The organism is Candidatus Accumulibacter necessarius (genome assembly GCF_036625085.1).
The window spans coordinates 472060-498841 of sequence record NZ_JAZKUM010000001.1 but is presented as its reverse complement, the minus strand read 5'-3'; the positions used below and the strand labels follow the sequence as shown (position 1 = coordinate 498841).

The 26782-nt window shown below is 64.7% G+C and carries 27 protein-coding genes; 17 read left to right on the top strand and 10 right to left on the bottom strand.

All coding sequences use genetic code 11. The features are described from left to right. Nucleotide 1: 1 nt before the first annotated feature. From V5B44_RS02560 to V5B44_RS02525, 8 genes are all read left to right on the top strand, one after another. Nucleotides 2–709: a UbiA family prenyltransferase gene (locus tag V5B44_RS02560; protein ID WP_332357541.1), complete on the top strand. Its 708-nt coding sequence runs from the start codon at nt 2–4 to the stop codon at nt 707–709. 137 nt (nt 710–846) lie between these two features. Beyond that, nucleotides 847–1839 (top strand): AAA family ATPase, encoded by a 993-nt coding sequence (locus tag V5B44_RS02555; protein WP_332357540.1) that lies wholly within the window; start codon nt 847–849, stop codon nt 1837–1839. A 31-nt stretch (nt 1840–1870) separates the two neighbouring features. Then, nucleotides 1871–2746, top strand: a complete 876-nt coding sequence (locus V5B44_RS02550; RefSeq protein WP_332357539.1) for a DUF58 domain-containing protein — start codon at nt 1871–1873, stop codon at nt 2744–2746. A gap of 2 nt (nt 2747–2748) precedes the next feature. Beyond that, entirely contained in the window at nt 2749–3336 is a 588-nt protein-coding gene (locus tag V5B44_RS02545) for a hypothetical protein (protein WP_332357538.1), read from the top strand. Continuing rightward, entirely contained in the window at nt 3336–4355 is a 1020-nt protein-coding gene (locus tag V5B44_RS02540) for a VWA domain-containing protein (RefSeq protein ID WP_332357537.1), read from the top strand. Before V5B44_RS02545 ends, V5B44_RS02540 begins: the two co-directional genes overlap by 1 nt. 1 nt (nt 4356) lies before the next feature. After that, nucleotides 4357–5328 carry a VWA domain-containing protein gene (locus V5B44_RS02535; protein ID WP_332357536.1) on the top strand — a complete coding sequence of 324 codons (972 nt, stop codon included), beginning with the start codon at nt 4357–4359 and terminating at the stop codon, nt 5326–5328. Continuing rightward, on the top strand, nt 5325–6134 hold the full coding sequence (locus V5B44_RS02530; RefSeq protein WP_332357535.1) for a tetratricopeptide repeat protein: 810 nt from the start codon (nt 5325–5327) through the stop codon (nt 6132–6134). The genes V5B44_RS02535 and V5B44_RS02530 overlap by 4 nt, the downstream gene beginning before the upstream one ends. Nucleotides 6135–6138: 4 nt before the next feature. Beyond that, the gene (locus V5B44_RS02525; RefSeq protein ID WP_332357534.1) at nt 6139–7536 is read left to right on the top strand and encodes a hypothetical protein; all 1398 of its coding nucleotides are present in this window, start codon (nt 6139–6141) and stop codon (nt 7534–7536) included. Nucleotides 7537–7588: 52 nt separating this feature from the next. Here the strand turns inward: V5B44_RS02525 and V5B44_RS02520 are convergent, their stop codons facing one another. After that, on the bottom strand, nt 7589–9913 hold the full coding sequence (locus V5B44_RS02520; RefSeq protein ID WP_332357533.1) for a secretin and TonB N-terminal domain-containing protein: 2325 nt from the start codon (nt 9911–9913) through the stop codon (nt 7589–7591). After that, entirely contained in the window at nt 9867–10481 is a 615-nt protein-coding gene (locus V5B44_RS02515) for a lytic transglycosylase domain-containing protein (protein ID WP_332357532.1), read from the bottom strand. The genes V5B44_RS02520 and V5B44_RS02515 overlap by 47 nt, the downstream gene beginning before the upstream one ends. Nucleotides 10482–11020: 539 nt before the next feature. Here V5B44_RS02515 and V5B44_RS02510 point away from each other — a divergent pair. Continuing rightward, the gene (locus tag V5B44_RS02510; protein ID WP_332357531.1) at nt 11021–13045 is read left to right on the top strand and encodes an NADPH-dependent 2,4-dienoyl-CoA reductase; all 2025 of its coding nucleotides are present in this window, start codon (nt 11021–11023) and stop codon (nt 13043–13045) included. A 5-nt stretch (nt 13046–13050) separates the two neighbouring features. Further along, the gene (locus tag V5B44_RS02505; RefSeq protein ID WP_332357530.1) at nt 13051–13638 is read left to right on the top strand and encodes a TetR/AcrR family transcriptional regulator; all 588 of its coding nucleotides are present in this window, start codon (nt 13051–13053) and stop codon (nt 13636–13638) included. Here the strand turns inward: V5B44_RS02505 and V5B44_RS02500 are convergent. Both V5B44_RS02500 and V5B44_RS02495 read right to left on the bottom strand, forming a co-directional pair. After that, nucleotides 13627–14490 carry a sulfurtransferase gene (locus V5B44_RS02500; protein ID WP_332357529.1) on the bottom strand — a complete coding sequence of 288 codons (864 nt, stop codon included), beginning with the start codon at nt 14488–14490 and terminating at the stop codon, nt 13627–13629. The genes V5B44_RS02505 and V5B44_RS02500 overlap by 12 nt on opposite strands. After that, nucleotides 14487–14852, bottom strand: a complete 366-nt coding sequence (locus tag V5B44_RS02495; RefSeq protein ID WP_332357528.1) for an STAS/SEC14 domain-containing protein — start codon at nt 14850–14852, stop codon at nt 14487–14489. The genes V5B44_RS02500 and V5B44_RS02495 overlap by 4 nt, the downstream gene beginning before the upstream one ends. A 278-nt stretch (nt 14853–15130) precedes the next feature. On the opposite strand from V5B44_RS02495, the gene V5B44_RS02490 reads away from it, so the two are divergent. From V5B44_RS02490 to folE2, 4 genes are read left to right on the top strand one after another with little or no spacing between them, the layout of a single operon-like run. Further along, complete coding sequence (locus V5B44_RS02490; protein ID WP_332357527.1) at nt 15131–15418, top strand: exodeoxyribonuclease VII small subunit; 288 nt, start codon at nt 15131–15133, stop codon at nt 15416–15418. Further along, nucleotides 15415–16338: a polyprenyl synthetase family protein gene (locus V5B44_RS02485; protein WP_332357526.1), complete on the top strand. Its 924-nt coding sequence runs from the start codon at nt 15415–15417 to the stop codon at nt 16336–16338. The genes V5B44_RS02490 and V5B44_RS02485 overlap by 4 nt, the downstream gene beginning before the upstream one ends. Nucleotides 16339–16387: 49 nt before the next feature. Next, entirely contained in the window at nt 16388–18280 is a 1893-nt protein-coding gene (gene dxs, locus V5B44_RS02480; protein WP_332357525.1) for a 1-deoxy-D-xylulose-5-phosphate synthase, read from the top strand. Between the two features lie 15 nt (nt 18281–18295). After that, nucleotides 18296–19120, top strand: a complete 825-nt coding sequence (gene folE2, locus V5B44_RS02475) for a GTP cyclohydrolase FolE2 (RefSeq protein WP_332357524.1) — start codon at nt 18296–18298, stop codon at nt 19118–19120. Between the two features lie 73 nt (nt 19121–19193). Here the strand turns inward: folE2 and rplS are convergent, their stop codons facing one another. From rplS to rpsP, 4 genes are read right to left on the bottom strand one after another with little or no spacing between them, the layout of a single operon-like run. After that, entirely contained in the window at nt 19194–19559 is a 366-nt protein-coding gene (gene rplS, locus V5B44_RS02470) for a 50S ribosomal protein L19 (RefSeq protein WP_287635174.1), read from the bottom strand. Between the two features lie 22 nt (nt 19560–19581). Next, complete coding sequence (gene trmD / locus V5B44_RS02465) at nt 19582–20391, bottom strand: tRNA (guanosine(37)-N1)-methyltransferase TrmD (RefSeq protein ID WP_332357523.1); 810 nt, start codon at nt 20389–20391, stop codon at nt 19582–19584. Continuing rightward, nucleotides 20388–20963, bottom strand: coding sequence for a ribosome maturation factor RimM (gene rimM, locus V5B44_RS02460; protein ID WP_332357522.1), 576 nt, complete (start codon nt 20961–20963; stop codon nt 20388–20390). The genes trmD and rimM overlap by 4 nt, the downstream gene beginning before the upstream one ends. Nucleotides 20964–20966: 3 nt before the next feature. Next, nucleotides 20967–21221 (bottom strand): 30S ribosomal protein S16, encoded by a 255-nt coding sequence (rpsP, locus tag V5B44_RS02455; protein ID WP_332357521.1) that lies wholly within the window; start codon nt 21219–21221, stop codon nt 20967–20969. Between the two features lie 304 nt (nt 21222–21525). On the opposite strand from rpsP, the gene V5B44_RS02450 reads away from it, so the two are divergent. From V5B44_RS02450 to V5B44_RS02440, 3 genes are all read left to right on the top strand, one after another. Next, nucleotides 21526–23037, top strand: a complete 1512-nt coding sequence (locus tag V5B44_RS02450) for a hypothetical protein (RefSeq protein ID WP_332357520.1) — start codon at nt 21526–21528, stop codon at nt 23035–23037. A 142-nt stretch (nt 23038–23179) separates the two neighbouring features. Continuing rightward, nucleotides 23180–23776 (top strand): NAD(P)H:quinone oxidoreductase, encoded by a 597-nt coding sequence (gene wrbA / locus V5B44_RS02445; RefSeq protein ID WP_332357519.1) that lies wholly within the window; start codon nt 23180–23182, stop codon nt 23774–23776. Next, entirely contained in the window at nt 23773–24117 is a 345-nt protein-coding gene (locus tag V5B44_RS02440; RefSeq protein ID WP_332357518.1) for a DUF2069 domain-containing protein, read from the top strand. Before wrbA ends, V5B44_RS02440 begins: the two co-directional genes overlap by 4 nt. A 55-nt stretch (nt 24118–24172) precedes the next feature. Here V5B44_RS02440 and V5B44_RS02435 read toward each other — a convergent pair whose 3' ends face one another. Further along, a complete protein-coding gene (locus tag V5B44_RS02435; protein WP_332357517.1) occupies nt 24173–25711 on the bottom strand; it encodes a 2-isopropylmalate synthase in 1539 nt (512 codons plus the stop codon). Nucleotides 25712–25985: 274 nt separating this feature from the next. Next, nucleotides 25986–26747, bottom strand: coding sequence for a CDP-diacylglycerol--serine O-phosphatidyltransferase (gene pssA / locus V5B44_RS02430; RefSeq protein ID WP_332357516.1), 762 nt, complete (start codon nt 26745–26747; stop codon nt 25986–25988). Nucleotides 26748–26782: the final 35 nt, after the last annotated feature.

Below are 26782 nucleotides of genomic sequence, written 5' to 3'. Positions count from 1 at the left end.
GATGAACTCGTTCAAGGCCTATCTGGCGCTCTGTCGGGTCAGCAACCTGCCGACGGTATGGACCAATGTCCTGGCCGCCTGCCTGCTCGCTGGCGGCGGCTGCGAAGCCGCATCGTTCCTGCTGCTGGCGCTGGCGCTGTCGTGCTTCTACCTGGCGGGGATGTGCCTCAACGACCTGTGTGACGCCGGGCATGATCGGCAGCATCGACCGGGACGGCCGATCCCGTCCGGTCGGGTGTCGCTGAATGGCGCGCGCCTGCTCACGTTGACGCTCTTTGCCGCCGGTTTCCTGCTGCTCGCGGCGGCACCGAAGCCGAGCGGCCTGGCGGCCGCAGTACTCCTGCTGCTGGCGATCGTGGCCTATGACTTTCACCACAAGGGCAACCCCTTCAGCGTCCTGCTGATGGCTCTCTGCCGCCTGCTGGTCTTCGTCGTCGCCGCGCTCGCCCTGACCGGCCAGCTGGCGCCACCGGTCCTGGTCGCCGGCGGCATCCAGTTCGTCTATGTCGTCCTGATCAGCCTCGTTGCACGGCATGAGAACGCTCGTCCGGCCCCCTTCGCGTTTCCGGTCATCCCGGCCATGCTGGCCGGCATCTCGCTGGTGGACGGCATTGTCATCGCCAGCCTGGTGTCGTTTCCCTGGTTGCTCGCCGGTATCGCGGGCGCGCTGCTCACCTGGGCCGGTCAGCGATTCGTTCGCGGGGATTGAGCAAGCCCCTTCGGTCGGAATGAACAGCGCGCACGCTCCTGAACCCGGATAACACCCACATAACACCCAAATGCCACCCAGATACCACCCGGCAAGCCAGCCGCGACTGGGCCGGCCACTCCCCTGAAAACAAAAAGATGACTATCGATATTGAAACCGTGACCGCCGAGGTGCAACAGGAGGCTGCTTTCCTGGGCCGGATCATGGCTGCCCTGGAAACGGTGATCGTCGGTCAGCGCTTTCTCGTCGAGCGGATCCTCGTCGCCCTGCTGACCAATGGGCACGTGCTCATCGAAGGGGTGCCCGGCCTGGCCAAGACCAAGGTGGTCAAGGGCCTGACAAAGCTGGTCGACGCCCGTTTCCAGAGAATCCAGTTCACGCCCGACCTGCTCCCCGCCGACCTCATCGGCACCCTGATCTACAATCCGAGAGACGGTCTGTTCACCACCCGCAAGGGACCAATCTTCGCCAACGTCGTCCTCGCCGACGAGATCAACCGGGCACCCGCCAAGGTGCACAGCGCGCTCCTCGAAGCGATGGAAGAGCGGCAGGTAACGATCGGCGACAGCTCGTACCCGCTCGACGACCTGTTCCTGGTCCTGGCGACGCAGAACCCGATCGAACAGGAAGGGACCTACCTGCTGCCGGAAGCGCAGATGGACCGCTTCATGCTGAAGATCGTCATCACCTACCCCTCGCGCGACGAAGAGCGCGAGATCATGCGGCGCGCCGGACGCACCGGCAAGCCGGCCGAACTGACGCCGCTGATTCGTCCCGACGACATCATCCGCATGCGGGCCCTGGTCGACGCGATCTACCTCGACCCGAAGATCGAGAAATACATCATCGACCTCGTCTTTGCCACGCGGCAACCGGCGGACTACGGATTCGCCGAACTCGCGCGCTTCATCACCTACGGTGCATCGCCGCGGGCAAGCATCAACCTGGTCCTCGCCTCCCGCGCGATGGCCTTTCTGCGCGGTCGCGGCTATGTCGTCCCCCAGGATGTCAAGGACATCGCGCCTGAAGTCCTGCGCCACCGGATCATCCCGAGCTACGAAGCCGACGCCGAGGGGATCACGGTCGACTGGCTGATCAACCGGCTGCTGGCCGAGACCGAGGTACCGTGAGCCGATGGCCAGGAGCGAGCAGCCCCGCGAAGTGTCGTCCTGGTCGGCGGCCGACGTGCGCCGTCTGGAGATGCTTTCATCCCATCTGGTGACGAGCATCTTTGCCGGCGCGTATCGCAGCGTTTTCCGCGGACGCGGGATCGAGTTCGAGGAGGTCAGGGAATACCAGCCAGGGGACGACATCCGCAGCATCGACTGGAACGTCACGGCCCGCTGCGGGCGGCCGTTCGTCAAGCGCTTCGTCGAGGAGAGGGAAATGACCGTCATGATCCTCCTCGACCAGTCCGCCTCGCTCGATTGCCGTACTCCCCGGCGAGCAAAGAGTTCGCTGGCCGCCGAAATCTGTGCCCTCCTGGCGTTCGTCGCCGTGCGCAGCAACGACCGGGTCGGGCTGATCACCTTCACCGACCGCATCGAAAGTTACATCCCGCCGGCCAAGGGTTCGCGCCACGCGCAGCGACTCGTCGCCGCGCTGCTGCAATCCCCGGGCGGACAGGGAACCGACCTCGCCGCAGCCCTCGGCTACCTCGAACGTGTGCAACGGCGTGGCTCCCTGCTCTTTGTCGTCTCGGATTTTCTCGTGGGCGATTTTCGCCTGCCGCTGGCCGCGGTTGCCCGGCATTACGAGGTGATCGCCGTTTCGGTGAGCGACTCGAGCGATGACCAGTTACCGGCGGTCGGCCTGCTGCGCGTCGCCGACCCGGAGAGCGGCACCCGGCATCTGGTCGACACCGCTGCGGCCGAGGTACGCGAGCGCTATCGGCAGCATGCGGTGACGCGACGTATCCAGTTGAACCAGGTCTGTGCCGATACCGGCGTCGAGCACCTGATCGTCGACAGCGTTGTGCCGCCGCTGCAGGCCCTCGGCCGCTTCTTCCACAGTCGCCGGCAGCGGCTGAGTCGCTGACCATGCGGCGCTTTCTGATCCCGCTGGTGTTTGCGGCGGCCGGCCTCGGCGCCGCCGAGAGCCCGCCGGGCACGCCCGCGCCACCCGCGCCACCCGCGGCGGCCGCCATCCACGACATCCGCGGGCCGGTGGCGGTGGACAGTCTGCCGCCTTTCGCCCTGACCGGCGGCGCCCTGTTGTTGGCCGGCAGCGCGTTCTGGCTGCAACGCAAGCTGCGCCGCCGGCAAGCCACCGTCGGGTCGCCTGGGGCGGACGGGCAACCCGAGGCCAGCGCGGTGCTGGCACGCCTTGCCGCCGACTACCGACGGGGCGCCTGCTCAGGCAGCCAGTTGATCGTCTGCCTCGACGATCTGCTGCGCAGCACGCTCGCCGACCGGACCGGCATCGCGGCGCAGCGGCTCACTTCATCCGAACTGCTGCTGCAGGCCGCCGCTTTCCTCGACGATCGGGGACAAGGCTTGCTCAAGCCCCTCGTGGCGCTCTGCGACCGGGTCAAGTTTGCCGCCCATCAACCCGATGCGAGCGAAATCGACGGCGCGCTGACTTCAGCCGCCAGCCTGTTCGACGGCTCGCTGGCAGGACCGGCCTGATGCGGTTCGCCGACCCCCAGATGCTCTTCCTGCTGCTGCTGCTGCCGCCCTGGGCGCTGCTGCGCCGCCGCCGGGAGCGCACAGCGCCTTCCCTTCTGATGGCGACTGGTGCCCGGATCGAGGCGCTGCCCGATACGCTGCGCGCACGCTGCGCGCGAGCGCTTCCCCTGCTCCGCGTTCTGCTGCTGGCGCTGGCGATCGTGGCGCTGGCCCGACCGCAACTGATCGAACGCGAAGTCAAGGTGCACAGCGAGGGGGTCGACCTGGTGGTGGCACTCGATCTGTCGACCAGCATGCTGGCCGAAGATCTGGCTGGCGGCGAACCGCGGAAGAACCGGCTGACGATCGCGAAGGAGGTCCTGGCCGGCTTTCTGCAGGGCCGGCGGGGTGACCGGATCGCCCTCCTCGCCTTCGCTGCCCGTCCCTACCCGGCAGCACCGCTGACGCTTGACCATGACTGGCTGCAGACCGCGGTGGCGCAACTGCAGACCGGCGTGATCGAAGACGGGACGGCCATCGGCGACGCGATGCTGGCGGCGCTGAACCGCCTGCGCAGCGGGCCGGACGAAGGCAACGCCGGGCAGGCGAAAAGCCAGGCGATCATCCTGATGACCGACGGCCGCAGCAACGCCGGCAGCAGTACCCCCGAGCTGGCGGCGGCGGCAGCGAGGACGCTGGGGGTCCGGGTTCATACCATCGGTATCGGTGCCAGCGGTCCGGCGGTGATCCCGGTCGACGACCCCCTGGGCGGAACAAGCTACCGGGCGGTACAGGCCGACCTCGACGAGAGCACGCTGCGCGAGATCGCCAGCAGTACCGGTGGCAGCTATTTCCGGGCCGACGATCGGGACGTCCTGGCGAAAGCGTTTGCCGACATCGACCGGCTCGAAAAACGGCGCATCGAAGAGAAGGTCTTTTTTTCGTACGAGGAGCTGTTCCCCGCGCTGCTCCTCGTCGCGCTGGCGCTCGGCGTGGCCGAACTGGGCCTGCGCACGACCCTGCTGCGGACCTTGCCCTGAGATGAACTGGGCCGACCCTGCCTACGCCTGGCTGTGCCTGCTACTCGTGCCGGCAGCGATGCTCCTGCGCCGGACGGCCCGACGGCGACGGCTGGACCTGCTTCAGCTGGCCGGCGACGATTCGCTGGCGCAGCGCCCGGCCTGCCGACCGGTCCTCGGCGCCCTGTTGCCGGCGGCTGCCTTCCTGCTGATCGTTGCCGCGCTTTGTCGGCCACAGTGGGGGCTGATCGCGCTGCCGCAGCAGAGCACCGGGCTGAACATCCTGGTGGCGCTCGACGTTTCGCGCAGCATGCTGGCCGAAGATCTGCAGCCGACCCGGCTGGCGGCGGCCAAGGACGCGGTGACCGGATTGCTCTCGCAGTTGCAGGGCGACCGGATCGGCCTGATCGCGTTTGCCGGCAGCGCCTTCCTGGTCTGCCCGCTGACCAGCGATTACGGCACTTTCGCCGCGATGCTCGCCGAGGCCGGCCCGGACACCCTTCCCCTCGGCGGCACCTCGCTGGGCAGCGTCATCAGCGAGGCCAGGCGGGTCTTTGCTGCCCATCAGGGGAGCAGCAACACCTTGATCGTGGTCAGCGACGGCGAAGACCACGGCGGTGATCTCGGCAGCGTTGCCGGCCTGGGCGACGCCGGCATCACGGTGCACAGCCTCGCCGCCGGCACGCCGGCGGGCAGCGTGATCCGGCTTGCCGACGGCCAATTCGTCAGGAACCGCCAGGGCGCGCTGGTCAAGACCCGCCTGCAGACCGAAGCCCTGCAGCAACTCGCCGCTGCCGGCGGCGGCCGCGTCTTCGACCTTGCCACCGACCCGAAGGCACTCGAGACGCTCTACCGAAACGAACTGGCTGCCAGCGAGCGGCAGGCAAGCTCGACCACGCGCCAGCAACTCGCCGAGCGTTTCCAGTTCCCGCTCGCTCTGGCCTTGCTCCTGTTGCTCGGCGAACCTCTGCTCGCCTGGCGCCAGAAGCCATGATGCGGGCGCTCACAAACACGCTGCTGGGCCTGCTGGCGGTGGCCGGACTGACCGTCACGCTGCGCCAGGACCTCAGCAGCCTGGCCCTGTCTCAGGGCACGGCACGCCTGCAGTCCGGCGACCCGAGCGGCGCCGAGTCGGCGTTCAATCGGGCGATCAGCCTTGGCAGCGACGCCGCGCCGCTGGCTTACAATCTCGGCGTCAGCCTCTATCGCAAGGGGGATTTCGTGCGCGCGCAACAGCAGTTTGCCACCGCCCTCGCCACGGCTGGCCCTGATCTGTCCGCAGCCATCCACTACAACCGGGGCAACAGCCGGTTCCGCCAGGGCGAGCTTCTCGCGGCCAGTGATCCGCAGGCCGCCAGGAGTTTGTTGAGCGAAGCCATGGCCGACTATGGCCAGGCGCTGGCCGGCGAGCCGGACGCCACCGATGCTGCCGGCAATCTCGCCGCGGTCCGGCTGCGGCTCGCGGCACTGGACAAGCAAGTCTCGCCAGAAGGCAGCCGCCGGCCGCCGGCAAGCGACGAAAAACCGGCCAGTGAAGCGGCCAAAGACCAGGACAGCAAGACCGCGGGCGAGCGGACAAAGGCGGATTCGTCCAGCCCGCCGCAGGCAACGACGGCGGACGCCGCGCAAGCGGCTGACGGCGCCGATGATGCGCTCGGCAAGGGGAAACCACGCCGGGATCTGACGCAGCCGGAGGTCGAACGTCTGCTCAATGAGGCTCGCGGGCGCGAAAGGCCGGCAGGCATGCCGCATGCCGGGAATCCCGCCGGCAAGCTGGCGCAACCGGACAAGGACTGGTGAAGCAATGAGTCGATGGCTGAGCGGGAGGGTAATTCGCGCCATGCTCGTGGCGCTGCTGCTTGGCACAGGCCCGTTCGGCCAGAGCGCCGCGGCGGCATCGGCGAGCGATGCTCCCGACGACCAGTTCATCCTCGAGGTCCTTCCGAAAAAGACCCGGGCTTATGTGCACGAAGCGGTACCGCTGACCGTGACCCTGCTCGCCGGCCCGGTGTCGATTCGCAACGTCCAGTATCCCCGGCTGGTCGGCGAGGCCTTCCGGACCGCCGACTATGCCCCCCCGCGACAGGCCAGCACCACCCGCAACGACCGCGAATACGCGGCCTACGAGTTTTCGACGACGCTGGTGGCAAGCCGCAGCGGAGAAATCGAACTTGGGCCGGCCGAGTTGCAGTTTGACCTGCTGGCACCGGGCAGCGGTGCGGCCGCCTTTTTCGGTGACAGCGAGCCCCGCCCGGTGACCGTCCGCTCGCAGCCGGTCCGTTTCACCGTCCTGCCGCTGCCGGCGAAGGGGAAGCCCGCCGGTTTCGGCGGCGCGGTCGGGCGCTTCACCCTGGCCAGGGAAGTCTCGCCGAAGGCGATCCAGAGTGGCGATCCCGTCACCCTGACGACGCGCATCGCAGGGGCCGGAAATATTGACGGTTTTTCCTGCCCGGCGCTTTCCTTGCCGGGCGTGCGCGCTTATCCTCCGGTTGCGAGTTTTACCGAAAGCAGCCTGGTCTGTGAGCAGGTGCTCATTCCCGAAACGGCCACGGCGGTCGAGATACCGGTGCTGAGCGTCAGCTACTTCGACCCTCGGCGCGAGCGCTATCAGACGCTGACGAGCCAGGCGATCGAGATCCCGATATCGCCAGCGACGAGCCCGGTGAGCGCTGCCCCGACAACCGCAGTCACCGCCGCAGCCGCCGTCGTCGCCATGGCGCCGGAAACCAGCGACCCACCGCCGGTCAACGTAACGCCCCTGGCACCCCTGGCCGCCGTTGCGGCAGCCATCGTCGCCGCTGTGCTCCTGCTGATCGTCGTCATTCAGCGGGCGAGGCGTCGATCAGGGCACTCCCGCCAGCCACCGCCGGTCGCCTCGGCATCAGCAGGACCGTCCGTCGCAGACTGGCTTGCCGAGGCCGAACGCGGGATCGCGGCGAACGACCCGGCCGCCTTTCATACCGCGGTGTTCCGTGCGCTCCAGGGGCATCTGGCTACCCGCCATGGCGTCCACCCAGCGGCCATCACCGAAGAGATCGTGGCCCGCGTCCTGCGCCCGGCAGGGGTCGATGACCGCCGCCTGGAAGCGTACGCCATCCTGTTCGCCATCTGCAACCACTCGCGCTATGCACCCGGGGCAACGGCAGCGCAGCCGATGCCGGAAACGCTGCGCCGCGCCCGGGAAGCGCTCAGAGAAAACTAGAGCAGCGAGAGGGGCGACGCCGGCGACTGCTTCATCGCGCGGGAAGCAATGGTCAAGGGGCGCGCTCCGGGGCGTCTGGCGGAAGCAACGGGTCGCCCTGCGTGGCGCTGGCTGGCGACGGGAGCTGTCGATTGACCGCCGCGCCAGGCGGCGAACCGAGCGCCGCCGGTGCCGACGAGGCCGGGTTGTTCTGCCCGGCGGGCGCTGCTGGTGCTGTGCCAGGTGCTGTGCCAGGTGCTGTGCCAGGTGCTGTGCCAGGTGCTGTGCCAGGTGCTGTGCCAGGTGCTGTGCCAGGTGCTGTGCCAGGGGCCGCGACAGGCGCCGCGACGGCAGCAGGCGCGGCGGCGCCGCGGCCGCCAAGCCCGGCGGCCACCGGACCGGCGCCACCACCACCCTCGGGCCGGCCACGGAAACTGGTTTCGGTACCACCATCGAATTCGGCAAGGTAAAGCTCGGCACGCCGCAGGTTGCGCAGGATCCGCGGCGTGATCGAGAGCACGATCTCGGTCTTGATCCCCTCGTCGCTGTGACTGCCGAACAGCCGGCCGAGCAGCGGGATGTCGCCAAGGAACGGCAGCTTGCTCGCATTGCGCCGGTCCTCGTCGCTGATCAGCCCGGCCAGCAGCTGGTTCTCGCCGTCCTTGAGGCGCAGCACGCTGGTCGCGGTACGCGTGCCGATCTGGTAGGCGACCGTGCCGGTCTTGGTGGTGATCTTGTCGACGATGTTGCTCACTTCGAGCGTCACCTTGATCGCGACTTCGTTGTCGAGATAGATCGTCGGTTCGACATCAAGCTTGAGGCCGACGTCGATGTAGGTCACCGATTCGGAGGAGAAGCCCGTCGCGGTGATCGTCGAGGTGATGTTCGGTACGCGGTCGCCAATCAGGATCTTGGCCTTTTCGCGGTTGCGTGCGCGGATGCGCGGGTTGGCCAGCAGGTTGACGTCGGCGTCGGTCTGATTGGCGCGAATGGTCGTCGGACCAACCGTGGCGCCGATGGTCGAGGAGTTGAGGTTGCGCAGGTCCTTCACCGTCAGCCCGTCCAGCGGCAGCGGCCGCAGGGCTATGGCATCCGGCCAGTTGATCCCGAGCGCCTGCAGGCGCGAGCGCTTGACTTCGAGGATCTCGACTTCGAGCATCACTTCGGGTTCGGGGACGTCCTGCAGGGCGACCAGCTTGTCGGCCAGGCGGATCGCTTCGAGGCTGTCGCGGATCATCACCAGGTTGAGCTTCTCGTCGACGACGATGTCCTTGGTCTTGAGGATCGTCTTGAGCGTGGCGCCAACGGTCTTGGCATCCGAATTCGCGAGGTAGAAGGTCTTGACCATCAGTGCCTGGTAGTCCTTCTGCTTGGCCGGTGTGTTCGGGTAGATCAGGATGGAGTTGCCATCGAGCACGCGCTGTTCGAGCTGGTTGGTGAGCAGCAGGACGTTGATCGCGGCCTCGATGGTGCTGTTGCGGAGGAAGATGGTGGTCTTCTGGTCGGTGCGCACGTCCTTGTCGAAGACGAAGTTGAGTCCGGCGGTGCGTGAAATGACTTCGAAGACCATCTTCAGCGGGGTGTCCCTGAATTCGATGGTGATCGGTTTGCGGAACGCGGCAGACAGCGCCGAGGCCTTGGCCATCTGGGCGGTGTTTTCTTCGATCAGCCGTTGCAGGGCCAGTGCACGCTCGTGTTTGCCGTTCGCGGCGAGGATCGCGCGCAGCCGGCCCTGGGCGCCGTCGACGTCCCGCTTCGCCCAGGCGGCTTCGGCTTCCTGGTACAGGGTGTCGTGCCGACGGGCGGTCTCGATCAGGCGCAGGCCGGCCAGCGCCCGGTCATTGCTGGGCTGCAGCGCGAGCACGCGGCGGTAGGCAGCCTCGGCATCGCCGTAGCGCATTTCGATCAGGGCGCGCTCGGCCCGCCCGAGGCTGGCATTGATCTCGCGGTCCAGGGCTCGCACATAGGCGATGCGATACTCGGCGGAAGACGGGTCCAGTGCCAGCGCTTCCTGGATCTTGGCCAGTCCGGCATCGACCTGGTCTTCGGCGAGCAGCGTCTGCCCCTCCCGGTAGGCGTTCTGCGCCGCGCAGCCCGACAGCAGCAGCCCCGCTAGAATGCTCAGGCAGAAAAGCCGCCAGCCTGTAAAACCGGCCTTGCCGGATCTCCCCTTCGACACTATTGCCGCTTCCGATCGAGATGGCGAGAAAGACTTCGGAACGAAGTCAGCTGCCAGCAAGCCAATGATCGTCAACACCACCAGCAGTTCGAGCAACGTGAAGCCGCGGGCACGACTGCCGACGCGCGCGACCGTGTCACCCGGCTCTGCCGAACCGTCGCCAGGGGCCTGGTCACTGCCTGGCCCCGCGAGCTGCCGCCGCCAGAACGGCCGGGACATAAAGCATCGTCTCACGATACGGCGGGATACGGCCGCCGTGCCGGGCCACCGCTCCCTGGCCGGCGTTGTACGCCGCGAGTGCCAGCGCGACGTTGCCCCGGTGCTGCGTCAGCAAATCCTTGAGGTGACGCACCCCGGCATCGATGTTCTGCGCGGGATCTTCGGGGTTGGTCACCCCATAGCGCGCAGCTGTGGCCGGCATCAACTGCATCGCGCCGGTAGCGCCCTTCGGCGACACGGCACGGGCGTTGTAACCCGACTCGACGCGCACCACCGCCGCCACCAGTTCCGGCGTCACGTCGTGGAGGCGCGCGTAGTGTTCGATCAGTGGCGTCAATTCCAGCTTGCCTGCGGACTGACTCTCGCCGGCAGGCTTTCTTCCTGGCTTGCCACGACTCTCTGGCGGACTCTCACCACGGATGAACAGCCGGTAGCTGGAATCGAGGCGTTGACTGGCGTAGCTGGGAACGCCGTCGGCGGAGTAAGAGACAAAGACGTTGCCGACGGTGGCGGCGCTGGCCGGCGACAGCCCCAGTCCGCCGAGCAACACGGCGAGCACAAACTGCACCGATGAACGGCCGGAGCCGGCAATCGCCCTCCTTGCCGACCTAACTGGCGGCGCAGGGACCGAAGCAGGGGCTGTTACGACAACCCCGGGACTTGTCCCACACCAAGCAGTATTGACCCTCAGCACGCGCTTTCTCCCTCGTGACGACACGTTGGTGGTTTGGCGGACGGATTCCCGACCAGCACAAGGCCTCGCAGGATACCATGGTCGGCCGAAGGCTGGCGTGATCGAATGCACGACATCGGGTCTTTTCGGGACCCTGCTGAACGGACAGCCAGTGGCCGATGCAGATCAGACATCTGATCGGCACGAGCCTTTTCGCGTCGCTTAGCTCGCCCCCGCTTCGGCAACGGCTTCGTTCTGATCCGGCGAACCCAGCGCGGGAGCGAGAAACCGATGCCGTCCACAGGCAGACCAGTCGACGAGTGCTTGCGGGCAAGGAGCCAATGACCGATAATCCAACAAGCGATTGCTTGCTTAATTTTTAGTCACTGTCGGTCACTCGCTCCACGTTCAACCCGTCCCAGGAGACCCCTCGCATGCGTCACCACACCTATCCCCACCTGCTCGCCCCGCTCGACCTTGGCTTCACGACGCTGAAGAATCGCGTCCTGATGGGCTCGATGCACACCGGTCTCGAAGAGGCGCCGAAGGGCTTTGCCCGTCTCGCCGCCTTTTATGCCGAGCGTGCGCGTGGCGGCGTCGGCCTGATCGTCACCGGCGGCATCGCACCCAACCAGGATGGCGTGGTGATGCCCGGAGCGGCTGCACTCGAGAACGAAGCGCAGGCCGAAAAGCACCGGCAGATCACCGACGCGGTGCACCAGGCGGGCGGCAAGATCGCCATGCAGATCCTGCACACCGGCCGTTACGCCTACCATCGTGGCGCCGTAGCGCCGTCGGCAGTACAGGCACCTATTTCGCCGATCCGCCCGCGCGAGCTCAGTGAGGAGGACATCGAACGGACGCTCAACGATTATGCGCGTTGCGCCGGTCTGGCCCAGCTTGCCGGTTACGACGGCGTCGAGGTGATGGGATCGGAAGGCTATCTGATCAACCAGTTCGTCGCCCAACAGACCAATTTCCGCGAGGACGGCTGGGGCGGCAGTTTCGAGAACCGCAGCCGCTTCGCACTCGAAACGGTTCGCCGCGTGCGAGCGACGACCGGGCCCAACTTCATCATCATCTTCCGCCTGTCGATGCTCGACCTGGTCGAGGGCGGCAGCACCTGGGATGAAATCGTGACCCTGGCCAAGGCGGTCGAGGCCGCCGGGGCGACGATCATCAACACCGGCATCGGCTGGCACGAGGCCCGCATCCCGACCATCGCCACGATGGTCCCGCGCGCGGCGTTCGTCTGGGTCACCAGGCGCCTGATGGGCGAGGTCGGCATCCCGCTGGTCACTACCAACCGCATCAACGCGCCTGAGGTGGCCGAGGAGGTCATCGCCTCGGGCTCTGCCGACATGGTCTCGATGGCCCGACCCTTCCTCGCCGACGCCGACTTCGTCAACAAGGCGGCGGCCGGCCGTGCCGACGAGATCAACACCTGCATCGCCTGCAATCAGGCCTGTCTGGACGAGATCTTCGAGGGCCGGCTGACTTTCTGCCTGGTCAACCCGCGCGCCTGCCGGGAAACCGAACTGCTGATCGAGAAGACCGCCGCACCAAAGCGGATCGCTGTTGTTGGCGCCGGACCGGCGGGCATGGCCTGCGCGCTGACCGCGGCCGAACGGGGCCATTGGGTCACCCTGTTCGACGCTGCGCCGGAAATCGGCGGCCAGTTCAACCTGGCGCGCCGCATTCCCGGCAAGGAGGAGTTCAGCGAAACACTGCGCTACTTTGATCGCAGTCTGGACAGGGCCGGGGTGACGCTCGAACTGGGCAGGACCTGCACGGCGCCGGAACTGGCCGAGGCCGGTTTCGAGCACGTCGTTCTCGCCACCGGGATCGTGCCGCGGCGGCCAGAGCTACAGGGCATCGAACACGAGAAGGTGATCTCCTATGCCGACCTGATCGAGGGCTATCGCATTGCCGGCGAACGCGTGGCGATCATCGGCGCCGGCGGCATCGGCTTCGACGTCGCGGAGTTCCTGACTCACACCGACGATGACCAGGACGAACTCGAACGCTTCCAGAGCGAGTGGGGAATCGACGCGGAATTTGCCAACCGCGGCGGACTCAAACCGCCGACCCGTGCCACCGGGCAACGCCAGGTCTGGCTGCTGCAACGCAAGGCGGCCAAGGTTGGCGACGGTCTGGCCAAGACGACCGGCTGGATTCGCCGCACCCTGCTCAAGAAGCGTGGCGTGCAGATGCTCTCCGGGGTGACCTACGAGCGGATCGACGACGCCGGCCTGCATATCGTCGTCGACGGCCAGCCGCAATGCCTGCCGGTCAATCACGTGATCATCTGCGCCGGCCAGGAACCGCGCCGCGATCTCGAAGAGGGCTTGCGCGCCGCCAATGTGCCCGTGTCGCTGATCGGCGGTGCCGATGTGGCCAACGAACTGGACGCCAAGCGCGCCATCGATCAGGGAACGCGCCTGGCGGCGACGCTCTGAGCACCGTGCCGGCGGTCCGCAAGCGGCAAGGCGCAGCACTCGAAGCGAACCGCCGCGCGGCCCTGCTGAGCGCGGCGGCCCGCCTGTTTGTCGAGAAAGGTTTTGCCGCGACCACAACGCGTGACATCGCCGAGGCGGTGGGCATGCGCTCTGGCAGCCCCTTCTACCATTTCCGCAGCAAGCAGGAGCTGCTGAAGGCGGCGATGATCGAAGGGCTGGAGACCGGCTACCGGCGCCTGCAGGCCGCCAGCGCCGGCCTCGTCGACCCGGAGCAGCGCTTGCGGGTGATGATCCGCACCCATCTCGGCAATCTGCTCGAAGGCGATTGCCAGGTACCGATGCTGCTCTACGAATCGCGTTCGCTCGACGCCACGGCCAAGGCCGAAATCACTGCCGTCAGCGATCGCTACCAGTTGCCGTGGCAAGCGACGCTGGACGAGCTGGCGGCCAGCGGCCGGCTCCGCAGCTCGTCCCGGCCACTGAGGCTGTTCCTTTTCGGCATGTTGAACTGGACGAGCCAATGGTACCGTCCAGGTGGGGAACTGTCGCTCGACGAGATCGCCGAAGCTGCCGCCGACCTCTTACTGGGCTGAAGCAGCGGTCATCGGGCAGACCAGCGGCCGCGCCGGATCGCTGCACCACTCGCTCCACGACCCGGCATACAGTCGCGCTCCGTGCAGCCCCGCGATCGCCATCGCCAACAGATTGTGACAGGCGGTGACGCCGGAACCACAGGACATGACGACCTGTTCGGGCTCACCGCCGGCGAGCAGCGCGAGGAACTCGCGATGCAGTTCGGCAGCCGGACGGAAGCATCCGTCGGCATCGAGGTTGTCGCGGAAGAAGCGGTTGCGCGCACCGGGAATGTGTCCGCCAACAGGGTCGAGGGTTTCGTTCTCGCCACGAAAGCGATCCGGACTGCGCGCGTCAATCAGACAGAAGCACTGCTCGTCGAGGTTGCGGCGTACCGCCTCGCTGCTCACTACCCAGTCCCGCAGATCCACCTCCAACACCGTTGGCACGAAACCCGACAGATCGGTCACCAAGGGCCTGCCTTCTGCCAGCCAGCGATCGATGCCACCGTCGAGCACCGCCACGCGATCGTGTCCGAGCCAACGCAGCAACCACCACAGACGACTGGCAAAAGCGCCTCCGGCGTCGTCATAGGCGACGACCTGCGTCTCGGCCGAGACGCCCGCCTCGCCCAGCCTGTCGGCGAGAAGCAGCGGATCGGGCAAGGGGTGCCGCCCATTACGGCCATTCATCGGTCCCGAGAGATCCCGATCCAGATGCAGAAAGCAGGCCCCCGGCAGATGAGCGGCAGCGTAGGCCCGGCTACCGGCCTCAGGATCAGTCAGGAGGTGGCGGCAATCAAAGACGCGCCAGCCCGGATCGTCCAGGTGACCCGCGAGGACGGCCGCGCTGACCAGGGTTGAAAAGCTCACGCCGGTTCCTCTCCCGCCGCTTCCGCCAGCCAGGATCGCGCTTCAGGCTCCTCGTCGAAGACGCGCATCTCGGCGCGGACGAACATCTGTGACAACCACGCGCTCCAGGCAACCCACTGACTATGGGTGAGGACCGCGATGCGGTTGAAATCATTGGCGTGTGCGCGCGCGAAGACAATATCCTCCCAGGCCACGTCGAGCGTGAAATCGGCCATTTCACGCAGATCAAACAGCAGATCGACTGGCCCCTCGAACTGGATCGCGTCATTGGCCGCGCTTTCGAACTCCTGGTAATCAGCAAGCGTGAATTCCGCGTAGACTGTGATCTCGACGCGCTTGGGCTGGTGTTCTATGACAATCATGGCAGACTCCCCTTTTCCGATCAGCAAGTTTAGCATCAGACCCGCTCAGCAGGTCTGCAGCACGCAATCCGACCGCCATGGCGCTTCGGCAGCCAGCGGAGCGGCGCGGCTGGCATGCCGGGCAAAGCCTGCGCCTGCCCTAGCGCGATGGCGCCGTGCCGCGGTCTGCCGTGGTGCAGGCCGCGGCAGGCCGAGGGGACATACACCCCGGTATGTTTTTCATTTGACCGCAAGCCCACTAATAGGCTATTTTCGCCGGTTTGATCCGAGCCTTTCCCATGCTACAACCAACCTCTGAATCCCCTGTCGACGCGGTCACCTCCGACGAGGCAGGTGCAGCCATTGGCGGCCTGAAATTCGAAGCGGCACTTGCCGAACTTGAACAGATTGTCCAGAGCATGGAGGGTGGCCGACTGCCGCTCGAGGAGTCGCTCGCGGCGTATCGACGCGGCAGCGAACTGCTCAAGCACTGTCAGCAGCAACTCGGCAATGCCGAACGTCAGGTCCAGATCCTCGAGAATGGCACCCTGCATGATTTCGAGCCGGAAGCCGGCGACGCCAGATGAGCCAGCCACCCGTTCATCCGGCCAACCTCGTTCGTCCGTCCTTTGCGGACTGGATGCAGGGTGTCCAGGCGCAGGTGGAAGCGGCCATGGCTCGCTGCCTTCCCCCTGGCGAAGCGATTCCCAACCGTCTGCACCAGGCGATGCGCTATGCCAGCCTGAGCGGCGGCAAGCGGGTTCGCCCACTGCTCGTCTTCGCCGCCGGCGAGTTGACCGACAGCGCCGCGGAGCGACTGGAAGTCGTCGCCAGCGCGGTCGAACTGATTCACAGCTATTCGCTGGTCCATGACGATCTGCCCTGCATGGATGACGACGTGCTGCGACGCGGCCGGCCAACCTGCCATGTCGAGTACGACCAGGCGACCGCCCTGCTGGTTGGCGACAGCCTGCAGTCGCTGGCCTTCGAGATCCTTGCGCGCGCGGATTTCGGCGACAGCCACCGGCAGCTGGAAATGGTGCGCCTGCTGGCACGGGCCAGCGGCTCCTGTGGCATGGCTGGCGGACAGGCGATCGACCTCGAATCGGTCGGCAAGCCACTCAACCAGCCCGAGCTCGAACTGATGCACGCGCTCAAGACCGGTGCGCTGATCCGTTCTGCGGTGTTGCTCGGCGGCCTCTGCGGAACGGCGCTGACCACGGCTGAGCGCGACGCACTGGATCGCTTTGCCAAGCGTGCCGGCCTGCTGTTCCAGGTGGTTGACGACATTCTCGACTGCACGGCCAGCACCGCCACCCTGGGCAAGACGGCGGGCAAGGATGCTGCTGCCGAAAAGCCGACCTACGTCAGTCTGCTCGGGCTCCAACGGGCGCGCGAGCTGGCTGCCGAGCTCAGGCAGCAGGCATTGGTCCCCCTCGCCATGTTTGGCGAACGCAGCCAGCGCCTGGTCGAACTGACCGATTTCATCACTCAGCGCAAGTTCTGACTGCTCCTTCTGGTCAGCACCAGGCGCTTCTGCAGGACAAGAAATACCCATGAGCCGTTATCCTCTTCTCGACACCATCAACAGTCCGCTACAACTGCGCAAGCTTGACCGCCGACAACTGCCGCAACTGGCCGACGAGTTGCGCACTTTCCTGGTGGAATCCGTTGCCAGGACCGGTGGCCACTTGTCCTCGAACCTCGGTACGGTGGAACTGACGGTGGCCTTGCATCATGTCTTCGATACGCCGCATGATCGCCTGGTATGGGACGTCGGCCACCAGACTTACGCCCACAAGGTGCTCACCGGCCGTCGCGCCGGCATGGCGCGGCTGCGCATGCACGGCGGCATTTCCGGTTTTCCGAAGCGTAGCGAGAGCCCCTACGATACCTTTGGCGTCGGTCATTCATCGACCTCGATCTCGGCTGCGCTGGGCATGGCGCTGGCCGCCAAGATCAAGGGCGAGACGCGCAAGGTGGTGGCGATCATCGGCGATGGCGCGATGTCGGCCGGGCAGGCTTTTGAAGCGCTGAATAATGCCGGCGTGGCGGACGCCGACATGCTCGTGATCCTCAACGATAACGACATGTCGATCTCGCCGGCGGTCGGTGCACTCAACCGCTACCTCGCGCGCCTCTTCTCCGGCAGCAGCTTCAATGCCGCCCGCAAGGCGGGCGAGAAAATCCTCGATTTCTCACCCTCGCTGCGCGAGTTTGCCAAGCGGGCCGAGGAGCACGTCAAGGGCATGCTGACACCCGGCACCCTGTTCGAAGAAATGGGCTTCAACTACATTGGCCCGATCGACGGTCACGACCTCGAGTCGCTGATACCGACGCTGCAGAATCTGAAGAGCCTGAAGGGGCCGCAGTTCCTGCACGTCATCACCAAGAAAGGCCAGGGCTACAAGCTGGCCGAAGTGGATCCGATTCTCTACCACGGGGTATCGAAGTTCCAGCCCGAGGTCGGCATCGCCGGGGGGCCGAGCGGCGGCAAGCTGACCTACACCCAGGTTTTCGGCGACTGGCTCTGCGACATGGCGGCGGCCGACCCGAAACTGGTCGGCATCACCCCGGCGATGCGCGAGGGCTCGGGCCTGCTGCGCTTCAGTGAACGCTACCCGGAACGCTATTACGACGTGGGTATTGCCGAGCAGCATGCCGTCACCTTCGCCGCCGGCTTGGCCTGCGAGGGTCTGCGACCGGTCCTCGCGATCTACTCGACCTTCCTGCAACGCGGCTACGATCAATTGATCCATGATGTCGCGCTGCAGAACCTGCCGGTGGTCTTCGCGCTTGATCGTGGCGGCCTGGTCGGCGCCGACGGGCCTACCCATCATGGCGCTTTCGACCTCTCTTTCCTGACCAGCATTCCCAACCTGGTAGTGATGACACCGTCCGACGAAGACGAGTGCCGCAAGATGCTGACCACGGCCTACCGCCTCAACGGCCCGAGTGCGGTGCGCTACCCGCGTGGCGGCGGCGCCGGCCTGGCAATTGACAAGCGGCTCCTTGACCTGCCGGTTGGCAAGGGCGAAATCCGCCGCCGCGGGAAGCAGGTGGCGTTGCTTGCTTTTGGCAGCATGCTGACACCCGCGCTGGCAGCGGCCGAAGAACTCGACGCGACGGTGGCCAACATGCGTTTTGTCAAACCCATCGACCGCGACCTGATCCTTGGCCTGGCAGCGGAACATTCCCTGCTGATCAGCGTCGAAGAGAATGCCTTGATCGGCGGCGCCGGTTCCGAGATCGCCCGAGTGCTCGAAGAGATCGCCAGCCCGACTCGCCTCGTGCGACTGGGAATCCCTGATCGATTCATCGATCACGGTGACCAGGCGCTGCTGCTGGCTGAAATCGGCCTCGACCGGGATGGCATTGTCCGGACCGTGCGAGCGAGCCAGGACAGCATGGCGGATGCGGGCGAAGCAACGGGTCCGCGCACAGAATAACCACCAGGAGTAGCAATGAACGCCCCCGAAACCCCACAAACCCCGGCCGCAATGGCGGACGTGCAAGGCTCGGCCGATACCCGCCAGCTCGCGATCAACAAAGTGGGGATCAAAGCGATCCGTCACCCCGTCAAGGTACTCGACAAATCCGGCGGCATCCAGCATACGATCGCGATGTTCAACATGTATGTCGGCCTGCCACACAACTTCAAGGGCACCCACATGTCGCGCTTCGTGGAGATTCTCAACAGCCACGAACGGGAGATTTCGGTCGAGAACTTTCCTGCCATGTTGCGTGAAATGGTCGGCCGGCTGGAAGCCGAGACCGGTCACATCGAAATGAGCTTTCCCTATTTCATCAACAAGGCGGCACCGGTGTCCAGCGTCCAGAGCCTGATGGATTACGACGTGACGCTGACAGGCGAGATCTGCCGCGGCCGGATCGAGTCAAGAATCAAGGTGGCGGTTCCGGTCACCAGTCTCTGCCCATGTTCCAAGGAGATCTCCGAGCGCGGCGCGCACAACCAGCGCTCGCAGGTGACCGTCACCGTGAGCATCAACGACCACCTGTGGATTGAAGAACTGGTCGCCATCGTGGAAGGTCAGGCATCCTGCGAGCTCTACGGCCTGCTCAAGCGCCCGGACGAGAAGTACGTCACCGAACGTGCTTACGACAACCCGAAGTTCGTCGAGGATATGGTGCGCGACGTCGCGGCTTGCCTCAACGCGGAGCAGCGGATCGATGCCTATGTGGTGGAATCCGAGAACTTCGAGTCAATCCACAATCATTCGGCGTACGCGCTGATCGAGAACGACAAGCGTGTGAGCACAGGCGTCTGAGTCGCCAGAAAACAGGCGGGGGCAAAGTCTCCCGACTCTGCCCCCGCTTGGCTCAGTTCGGCAACGCAGCGGTTCAGCGCTGCTTGCGGACCAGCTTTTCCTTGATCCGCGCCGACTTGCCCGAGCGCTCGCGCAGGTAGTACAGCTTGGCACGCCGAACGTCGCCACGGCGCTTGACTTCTATCGAGGCCACCAGCGGCGAATAGGTCTGGAACGTGCGCTCCACACCCTCGCCTGACGACACCTTGCGAACGATGAAACTCGAGTTGAGACCACGATTGCGCTTGGCGATCACGACGCCTTCGTAAGCCTGCAGACGCTCGCGCGTTCCTTCCTTCACCTTGACCTGGACGACCACCGTGTCGCCCGGTGCAAATGGGGGTATTACCTTGCCCAGACGGGCGATTTCTTCCTGCTCAAGTTGCTCGATCAGATTCATTTTTGAACTCCATGCATGCGATTTACGCTTTATTTTCCTGACCGCATTGCTCCTGAAACTGCACCAGGAGTTGCGTTTCCGATTTTGACAACGACCGCCCCGCCAGCAAATCGGGGCGCCGCTCCCACGTCCGACCCAGCGCCTGCTGCAGGCGCCAGCGTCGAATTTCCTCATGGTGACCGGACAGCAGCACGTCCGGCACCCGCCACCCTTCGTATTCCTCGGGCCGCGTGTAGTGCGGGCAATCCAGCAGACCCGCGACAAAGGAATCCTGTTCTGCCGACTCGGCGTCGTTCAGTACGCCCGGCAGCTGCCTGACGACGGCATCCAGCAGAGCCATCGCCGGGATTTCGCCTCCCGAGAGGACGAAATCCCCGATTGAAATCTCCTCATCGACACAGCGGCCGATGAGCCGCTCGTCAATTCCTTCATAGCGCCCGCAAACCAGTACCACCGCTTCGCCAGCCTGTGCCAGGCGCAGCACCCGCGCATGCGTCAGCAGTGAACCCTGTGGCGACAGGCAGATGACGCGGCTGTTGACCGCGCCACTCGCCCGCTGACGGGCTTTTGCGGCGATAATCGCCGCCTCCAGTGGCTGCGGCATCATCAGCATGCCCGGCCCACCGCCATAGGGACGATCATCCACCGTGCGATGCCTGTCCCGGGTGAAATCACGCGGATTCCACAACTGCAGGCGCCAGCGCCCCAACTCCAGGGCCCGGCGGGTCACTCCCGAATGCGTCACGGCGACAAACATCTCGGGAAACAGGGTCACCACATCAGCAACAAACGGCCCCGCCACCGGTGGTCGCGCTTCGGCTGACGAAGTCACCAGTCCATTTCCCATTCAACGCGAACGCGCCCGGCTTCCAGGCCCACATCCAGCACCACTGCCGCGACAAAGGGCAACAGCCTTTCGGCACTGTCGCCATCGCCCACCCGCAAGACGGTGTTGGCCGGCGTGTCGATCAGACCAAGTATCCGCCCGAGGGATTGATCTCGGGTATTGATCACTTCCAGGCCAACCAGGTCGGCCCAGTAGTATTCACCCGCGCCCGTCGGCGGCAACGCTGCTCTCGGGGCCCCCACCAGGAGGCCACGCATCTCTTCAGCGGCAGTCCGATCGGCCGCACACGCCAAGCGGGCAATCAGCAGTTCATTGCGGACCCTGCACTGGATCAGTCTCGTCTGACGCCACAGATCGGGCGAATCGCCCTCCCGCCCGACCCACCAGTAAGGCAGTGCTGCCCAGCTCAGTGGATCATCGGCAAACGGGTAGACACGCAACTCGCCATGCAAACCGCAGGCTGCCGTGATCTTGCCAAGAACGATGATGTCGCTGGCCGGGGCATCGATTGCCAACACCGCCGACGCAGTCGTGTCTGGCGCGCAGCCGGCAGGCAAGGCTTAGGCTGCCACCTTGGCGGCTGACTGCTTGAGCAGGCGCGCGACGGTCGGCGAAGCCTGCGCACCCTGCTGCTGCCAATAACCAAGGCGGTCCATGGCAACGTACAGGCCCTGCTCCTTGCCTGAAGCGAGCGGGTTGTAGAAACCAACGCGCTCGATAAAGCGACCGTCGCGGCGCGCGCGTGAGTCGGCTACCACCATGTTGTAGAAGGGGCGTTTCTTGGCACCACCACGGGCCAGGCGAATAACAACCATGTCAGTCTCTTCCAAATCCAGGAAAAGGGAGGAATTATAGCAAGAAAGCACGAGAAATGAAGCGCATCTTCGAGCCGACCAAGGCTACGAGCATCTGCCAGCGACACCCTGGCTGTCGCAGCGCGAACTTCGCCGCCCCCACATGCGCACCTCGCAGGTATAATCAGGGCCACGGCAGTTGGCTGGCAAATCATTGATTTTATGACTTGCGCCCTGTCGGCAGCGCGGTTGCACTGGAGCGCCGGGAAGCACGCAACGGGAACACTGACAGTGTCACGACGCAAACCCTTTGGTAGGTGGCCTGATGACCGACACCGCTTTCAACACTTCTGGTACCCATAAGGACGCTGTGCCTGAGCCCGGTATACGAACGATTCTTCAGTGGCTGGAACTGCCCCTGGCGCCTCATCCTGCCGACGAACTCCCGTCGCTGCGATCGCATCTGAAGGCTTTGCGCGAGCTTGCAGGAACACCGCTGCAACACGCTCGAGCACTGGACGGGCTGTACGAGCGCAGCGCCACGGTCATCACCCAGCTGCTGCCATCGCTCGCCACCGACCTGGTGTTGCCGGTGCCCCGCAAGGAGCGCCGAATCGTTCGAAGCATTCTCGACCTGCTGCAGATGCTGGCGGATGACACGCTGGCACTGCTGGAAGCGGGAAAGGGCCAAGAGCTGTCTGACCCTCGTCAGGCACCCGGTCTTGCCGTCTGGCGAAGCCTGAATGCGATCGCGCAACAGATTCTGGTCAGCAGCCTGATTGCCGCGCCGGCTCGAAGCGGGGCCTGGCAGCAGTTGCACCAGACCTATGCGACGGCGCGACGGCTGCAATTGCACGCCTACGTTCCCAAGGACCTGTCACGCAGTGTACGGGACATCTACCGTTCAGCCATCCTGCTCGGCTGTGCTCAGCCACCGTCGATGACGCCACCGGAAATGCTGTTCCTCGCTGCCTACCTTGAACGGTTTACCGGCCAAATCGAACCGCTTCCGACGACTGCCGCAGCCGCTGCGGGAACGTTCTGGATCGATCCCGCGCGCGATGGACCGGCCATATCGTGCTTGCGCAGGCTTTCTCCTCCGACAGTGCCTCTGGATGGTTTTTCTTGCGCCCGCCTTTGCCTCCTGCTCAAGACACAGGTCGCTCAACTCGACGCCGGCATCCTACCGCAGGAAATCAACCTGCCGGCGTTCGCAGGCACGTCGGCAGGGCGTGGCGTTCTCCACCGATTGGCGGAGCGCTGGAGCGATGCCGGAAAACGTCGCTTTCCACGGCGCAGACAAGACCACCGGACACTGGTTGCAACAGGCATCGAAGGCGTGTGGCTACTGAGCCGTAAAGGTGAGGCGGCAGACGTTGAATTGTCGACCTGGTTGATTGGCAACGAAAGTCCCGATGGCTATGCTGTGATGCATGTTTCTGGCCACACCGGGGCGCTGTCGGTCGGCGATGTGGCCGCAGTCCGGACAGGCTCTGACCCGAACTGGCAGATTGGCATCGTTCGTTGGGGGGTATCGGAAAACCCGGAGCATCTTGAACTGGGGCTGCAGATCCTGGCGCCGAGGGCCGTGCCCGCCATTCTCGCGCAACCTTCCAACCAGGAAGGAACCGAGTACTTTCGAGTCCTCATCCTGCCGGCGATCCCGAGGTTACGTTCCAGCGAGTTGCTGGTGGTTGCATCAGGGGTCTTGCCAACACAGCATCAGAAACTGATCCTGGTCATCGAGGACGAAAACGTCTTCGTCCGCGAGGTCCATTGCACCCGTGTTCACGAACAGACCAGCAGTGTCGAGATCCTGTCAATCGAGTCTGATTAGCAGCCTTGCCTGGGGGGTGAGTGTGGTGAACGCAAGGCCGACGCTGATGCGGCCGCCCCCTCGCGCGAGCACCGCGAGACGAGTACCATGCAGCGAACCCACAGGAAGCGTAGAGTCCGGATCGGACGGATAAAATAGCGCCATGCCAGAAATTCTCGTTCTCTACTACAGCCATCGGGGGTCGGTACAGGCCCTCGCCCAGCAGATCGCCCGCGGCATAGAGTCTACAGGGAGCGCGGCGGCTCGTTTGCGAACGGTTCCCAAGGTCTCCACGGTGTGCACCGCCAGCGAACCGCAGGTCCCTGTTGCCGGAGCACCCTACGTCGAGGCAGCCGACCTTGAACAATGCATTGGGCTGGCACTCGGCAGCCCTACCCGCTTTGGCAACATGGCGGCGCCAATGAAATTCTTCTGGGACAGTACTGCGAGCCAATGGTCCGCCGGGGCACTGGCCGGAAAACCGGCCTGCGTGTTTACCTCCACCGCCAGTGCCCACGGCGGCCAGGAGAGCACGCTGCTATCGATGATGCTGCCGCTTCTGCACCACGGAATGCTGCTGGTCGGCCTGCCGTATACCGAAACCGCGCTTTCCTGCACACGCAGTGGGGGCACTCCCTATGGCGCCAGCCATCTGGCCGGCACGGAAGGTAGTCCGATACTCACTGACGATGAGCGCCAGCTCGCCTTCGCTCAGGGACGCAGACTCGCAACCATCGCCCTCAAACTTGCTTGCCGATGATCCGCAGCCTCTATCTGGCAGCCTGCAGCAGCCTGATTGCGCTGATTTTCCTGTGTCTTGCCTGGGAGCTACGCCTGGCGCCGATCCAGCCGGGGGGATCATGGCTGGCCCTGAAGTGTCTGCCGCTGCTGCTACCACTGTTCGGCATCCTCAACGGCCGCCGCTACACCTACCAGTGGGCCTCGATGTTCATCCTGCTGTACTTCACCGAGGGCATCGTGCGCGCCACCACAGAGCACGGAACAGCACAGGCGCTGGCGATCAGCGAGACCGTTCTTTCGCTGATCTTCTTTTGCGCCAGCGTCGGCTATGCCAGGCTTACCCGCCCATCAGCAGGGTGAGAGCGGAGAGCACGAGAGGAACCCGCACCCCTTCCGCACGCCGCCACCTCCGACTTCAGACGTCGCCCTGCGGGTCCAGCCGATCGGGAAACTGCAGTTTGTTCAGGGCGTTGAGATAGGCCTTTGCGGACGCAATGACGATATCGGTGTCGGCACCGTTGCCATTGACGATCCGGCCTTCCCTTGCCAGGCGGACGGTCACTTCACCCTGTGCATCGGTACCCGTGGTAATCGCATTCACCGAATAGAGCAGCAATTGCGCCCCGCTGCTGGCGATCGATTCGATCGCCTTGAAGGTCGCATCGACCGGCCCACTCCCAATCCCCGACGCCTTCCTCTCGACGCCACCGACCGTCAGCGTGACATCTGCAGCCGGGGTCTCGCCGGTTTCAGAGCAGACACGAGAATAGACCAGTTTGTAATGCTCGCCATCCGGCGTCAGGTCTTCATCAGACACCAGTGCCTGCAGGTCTTCGTCAAAGATCTCGTGCTTTTTGTCCGCCAGTTCCTTGAAGCGGGTAAACGCGGCATTCAGCGCCTCTTCACTGTCGAGCACGATACCCAGGGCCGACAACCGCGACTTGAAGGCGTTGCGCCCCGAGTGCTTGCCGAGCACCAGCTTGTTCTGTGCCCAGCCGACATCTTCGGCACGCATGATCTCGTAGGTTTCCCGATGCTTGAGGACGCCGTCCTGATGGATCCCGGATTCGTGTGCAAAGGCATTGGCACCCACAACCGCCTTGTTAGGCTGAACCGGGTAGCCGGTAATCTGCGACACCAGCTTGGACGCCGGAACAATCTGCGTCGCATCGATGCGCGTCTGGACCGGAAAAAGATCACTGCGGGTTCGTACCGCCATCACCACTTCTTCGAGTGAGGCGTTACCTGCCCGCTCACCAAGGCCGTTGATCGTACATTCGACCTGGCGGGCGCCGGCCAGCACGGCCGACAGCGAGTTGGCAACCGCCATGCCGAGATCGTTATGGCAGTGGGTGGACCATACCACCCGCTCAGCGCCCGGTACTCGCTCGATCAGCGTGTGCATCAGGTCGCCCCATACCCCCGGTATGCTGTAGCCAACGGTATCGGGAACGTTGATGGTGGTCGCCCCGGCCTCGATGACGGCGCCGAAAACCCGGCAGAGAAAGTCGACGTCCGAACGCACCGCGTCCTCGGCCGAGAACTCGACATCCGCCGTGTATTCGCGGGCCCAGTGTACCGCCCTGACTGCCGCCTCGACGACCTGATCGGGCGTCATGCGCAGCTTTTTCTCCATGTGAATCGGGCTGGTGGCAATAAAGGTATGAATGCGACCACGTGCGGCCGGGGCAATCGCATCGCCCGCACGACGAATGTCGTTCTCGTTGGAACGGGCCAATGAGCAGATCGTCGAACCCGTGATCACCCTGGCAATCGTCCTGATGGCATCAAAATCACCGGGTGATGCAGCTGCAAAGCCGGCCTCGATCACGTCAACCCGCATACGCTCCAGCTGGCGCGCTACCCGCAGCTTCTCGTCCTTGGTCATCGAGGCGCCAGGGCTCTGCTCGCCGTCACGCAAGGTGGTGTCAAAAATTACCAGATGCTCTTTCATGTCCTGACTCCGGATGGAAGGGTGTAAGACCCGGCAACGGCAGCCCTCGCTGGGCAACCGGCCGAAACTGCTCAAATTGGGAGAGGGTTCTCTTAGCGCTTGACGCGCAGCAGCGGCCTTGCCAGCAGCAAGACACGAAGCGAGATGCAGCAGGAGGGGAGGCGGTACAAAGTCATGTGGAGGACTATAGACAGTTTCGAATCACGGTGTCAATAGAGTGAAAACAGCTCGGCCGGGCGATTGCCGTTGTCTGGCCGAATGGCCAGCGCTGGTATCAGGTGACCGGCGGTGGCTTGCGCCTGACTATTCGCGTCAGCGCCAGGACATACCCCGAGAGGCCATAAGCCACGAAAAGACCAAACAGGGCAACCGGCGTGTCGTAGGAGACGACAGCAAACCCCAGAGCGATGGCGACAACAAAGATGAAGGGCACACTGCGTCGGAGGTTGATGTCCTTGAAGCTGTAGAAGCGGGTATTCGACACCATTGATATGCCGGCAAAGATTACCAGTCCACAGGCAAACCAGCGCACGTCAGCAGCCGCGATGTCCTTGTCAATCATGACCCAGAAGAAGCCGGTCACCAGCGCCGCCGCGGCCGGGCTGGGCAAGCCCTGAAAGAACCGACGATCCATCACTTCGAGCGTGGTATTGAAGCGTGCCAGCCGTAGCGCTGCGCCGACGCAGTAAATGAAGGCGGCGATCCAGCCGAGTCGCCCCATGTCCTTGAGCGCCCATGCGTAGATGACCAGCGCCGGCGCGACACCAAACGAGACCATGTCCGACAGTGAGTCGTACTCCGCCCCAAAGGCGCTCTGGGTGCGCGTCATGCGCGCCACTCGCCCATCGAGACCATCGAGCACCATGGCCACAAAGATGGCAACCGCGGCCTGCTCAAAACTTCCCTTCATCGCCTGAACGATGGCAAAGAAGCCACAGAACAGCGCCGCAGTGGTGAACAGGTTCGGCAGAACATAAATGCCTCGACGTCGCAACTCGGGGTTGAACAGGGTCTTGCGAGGCTTGATTTCGGGCATTGTGTGATTGACTGGAAACTGGCTCGGGCCAGTTC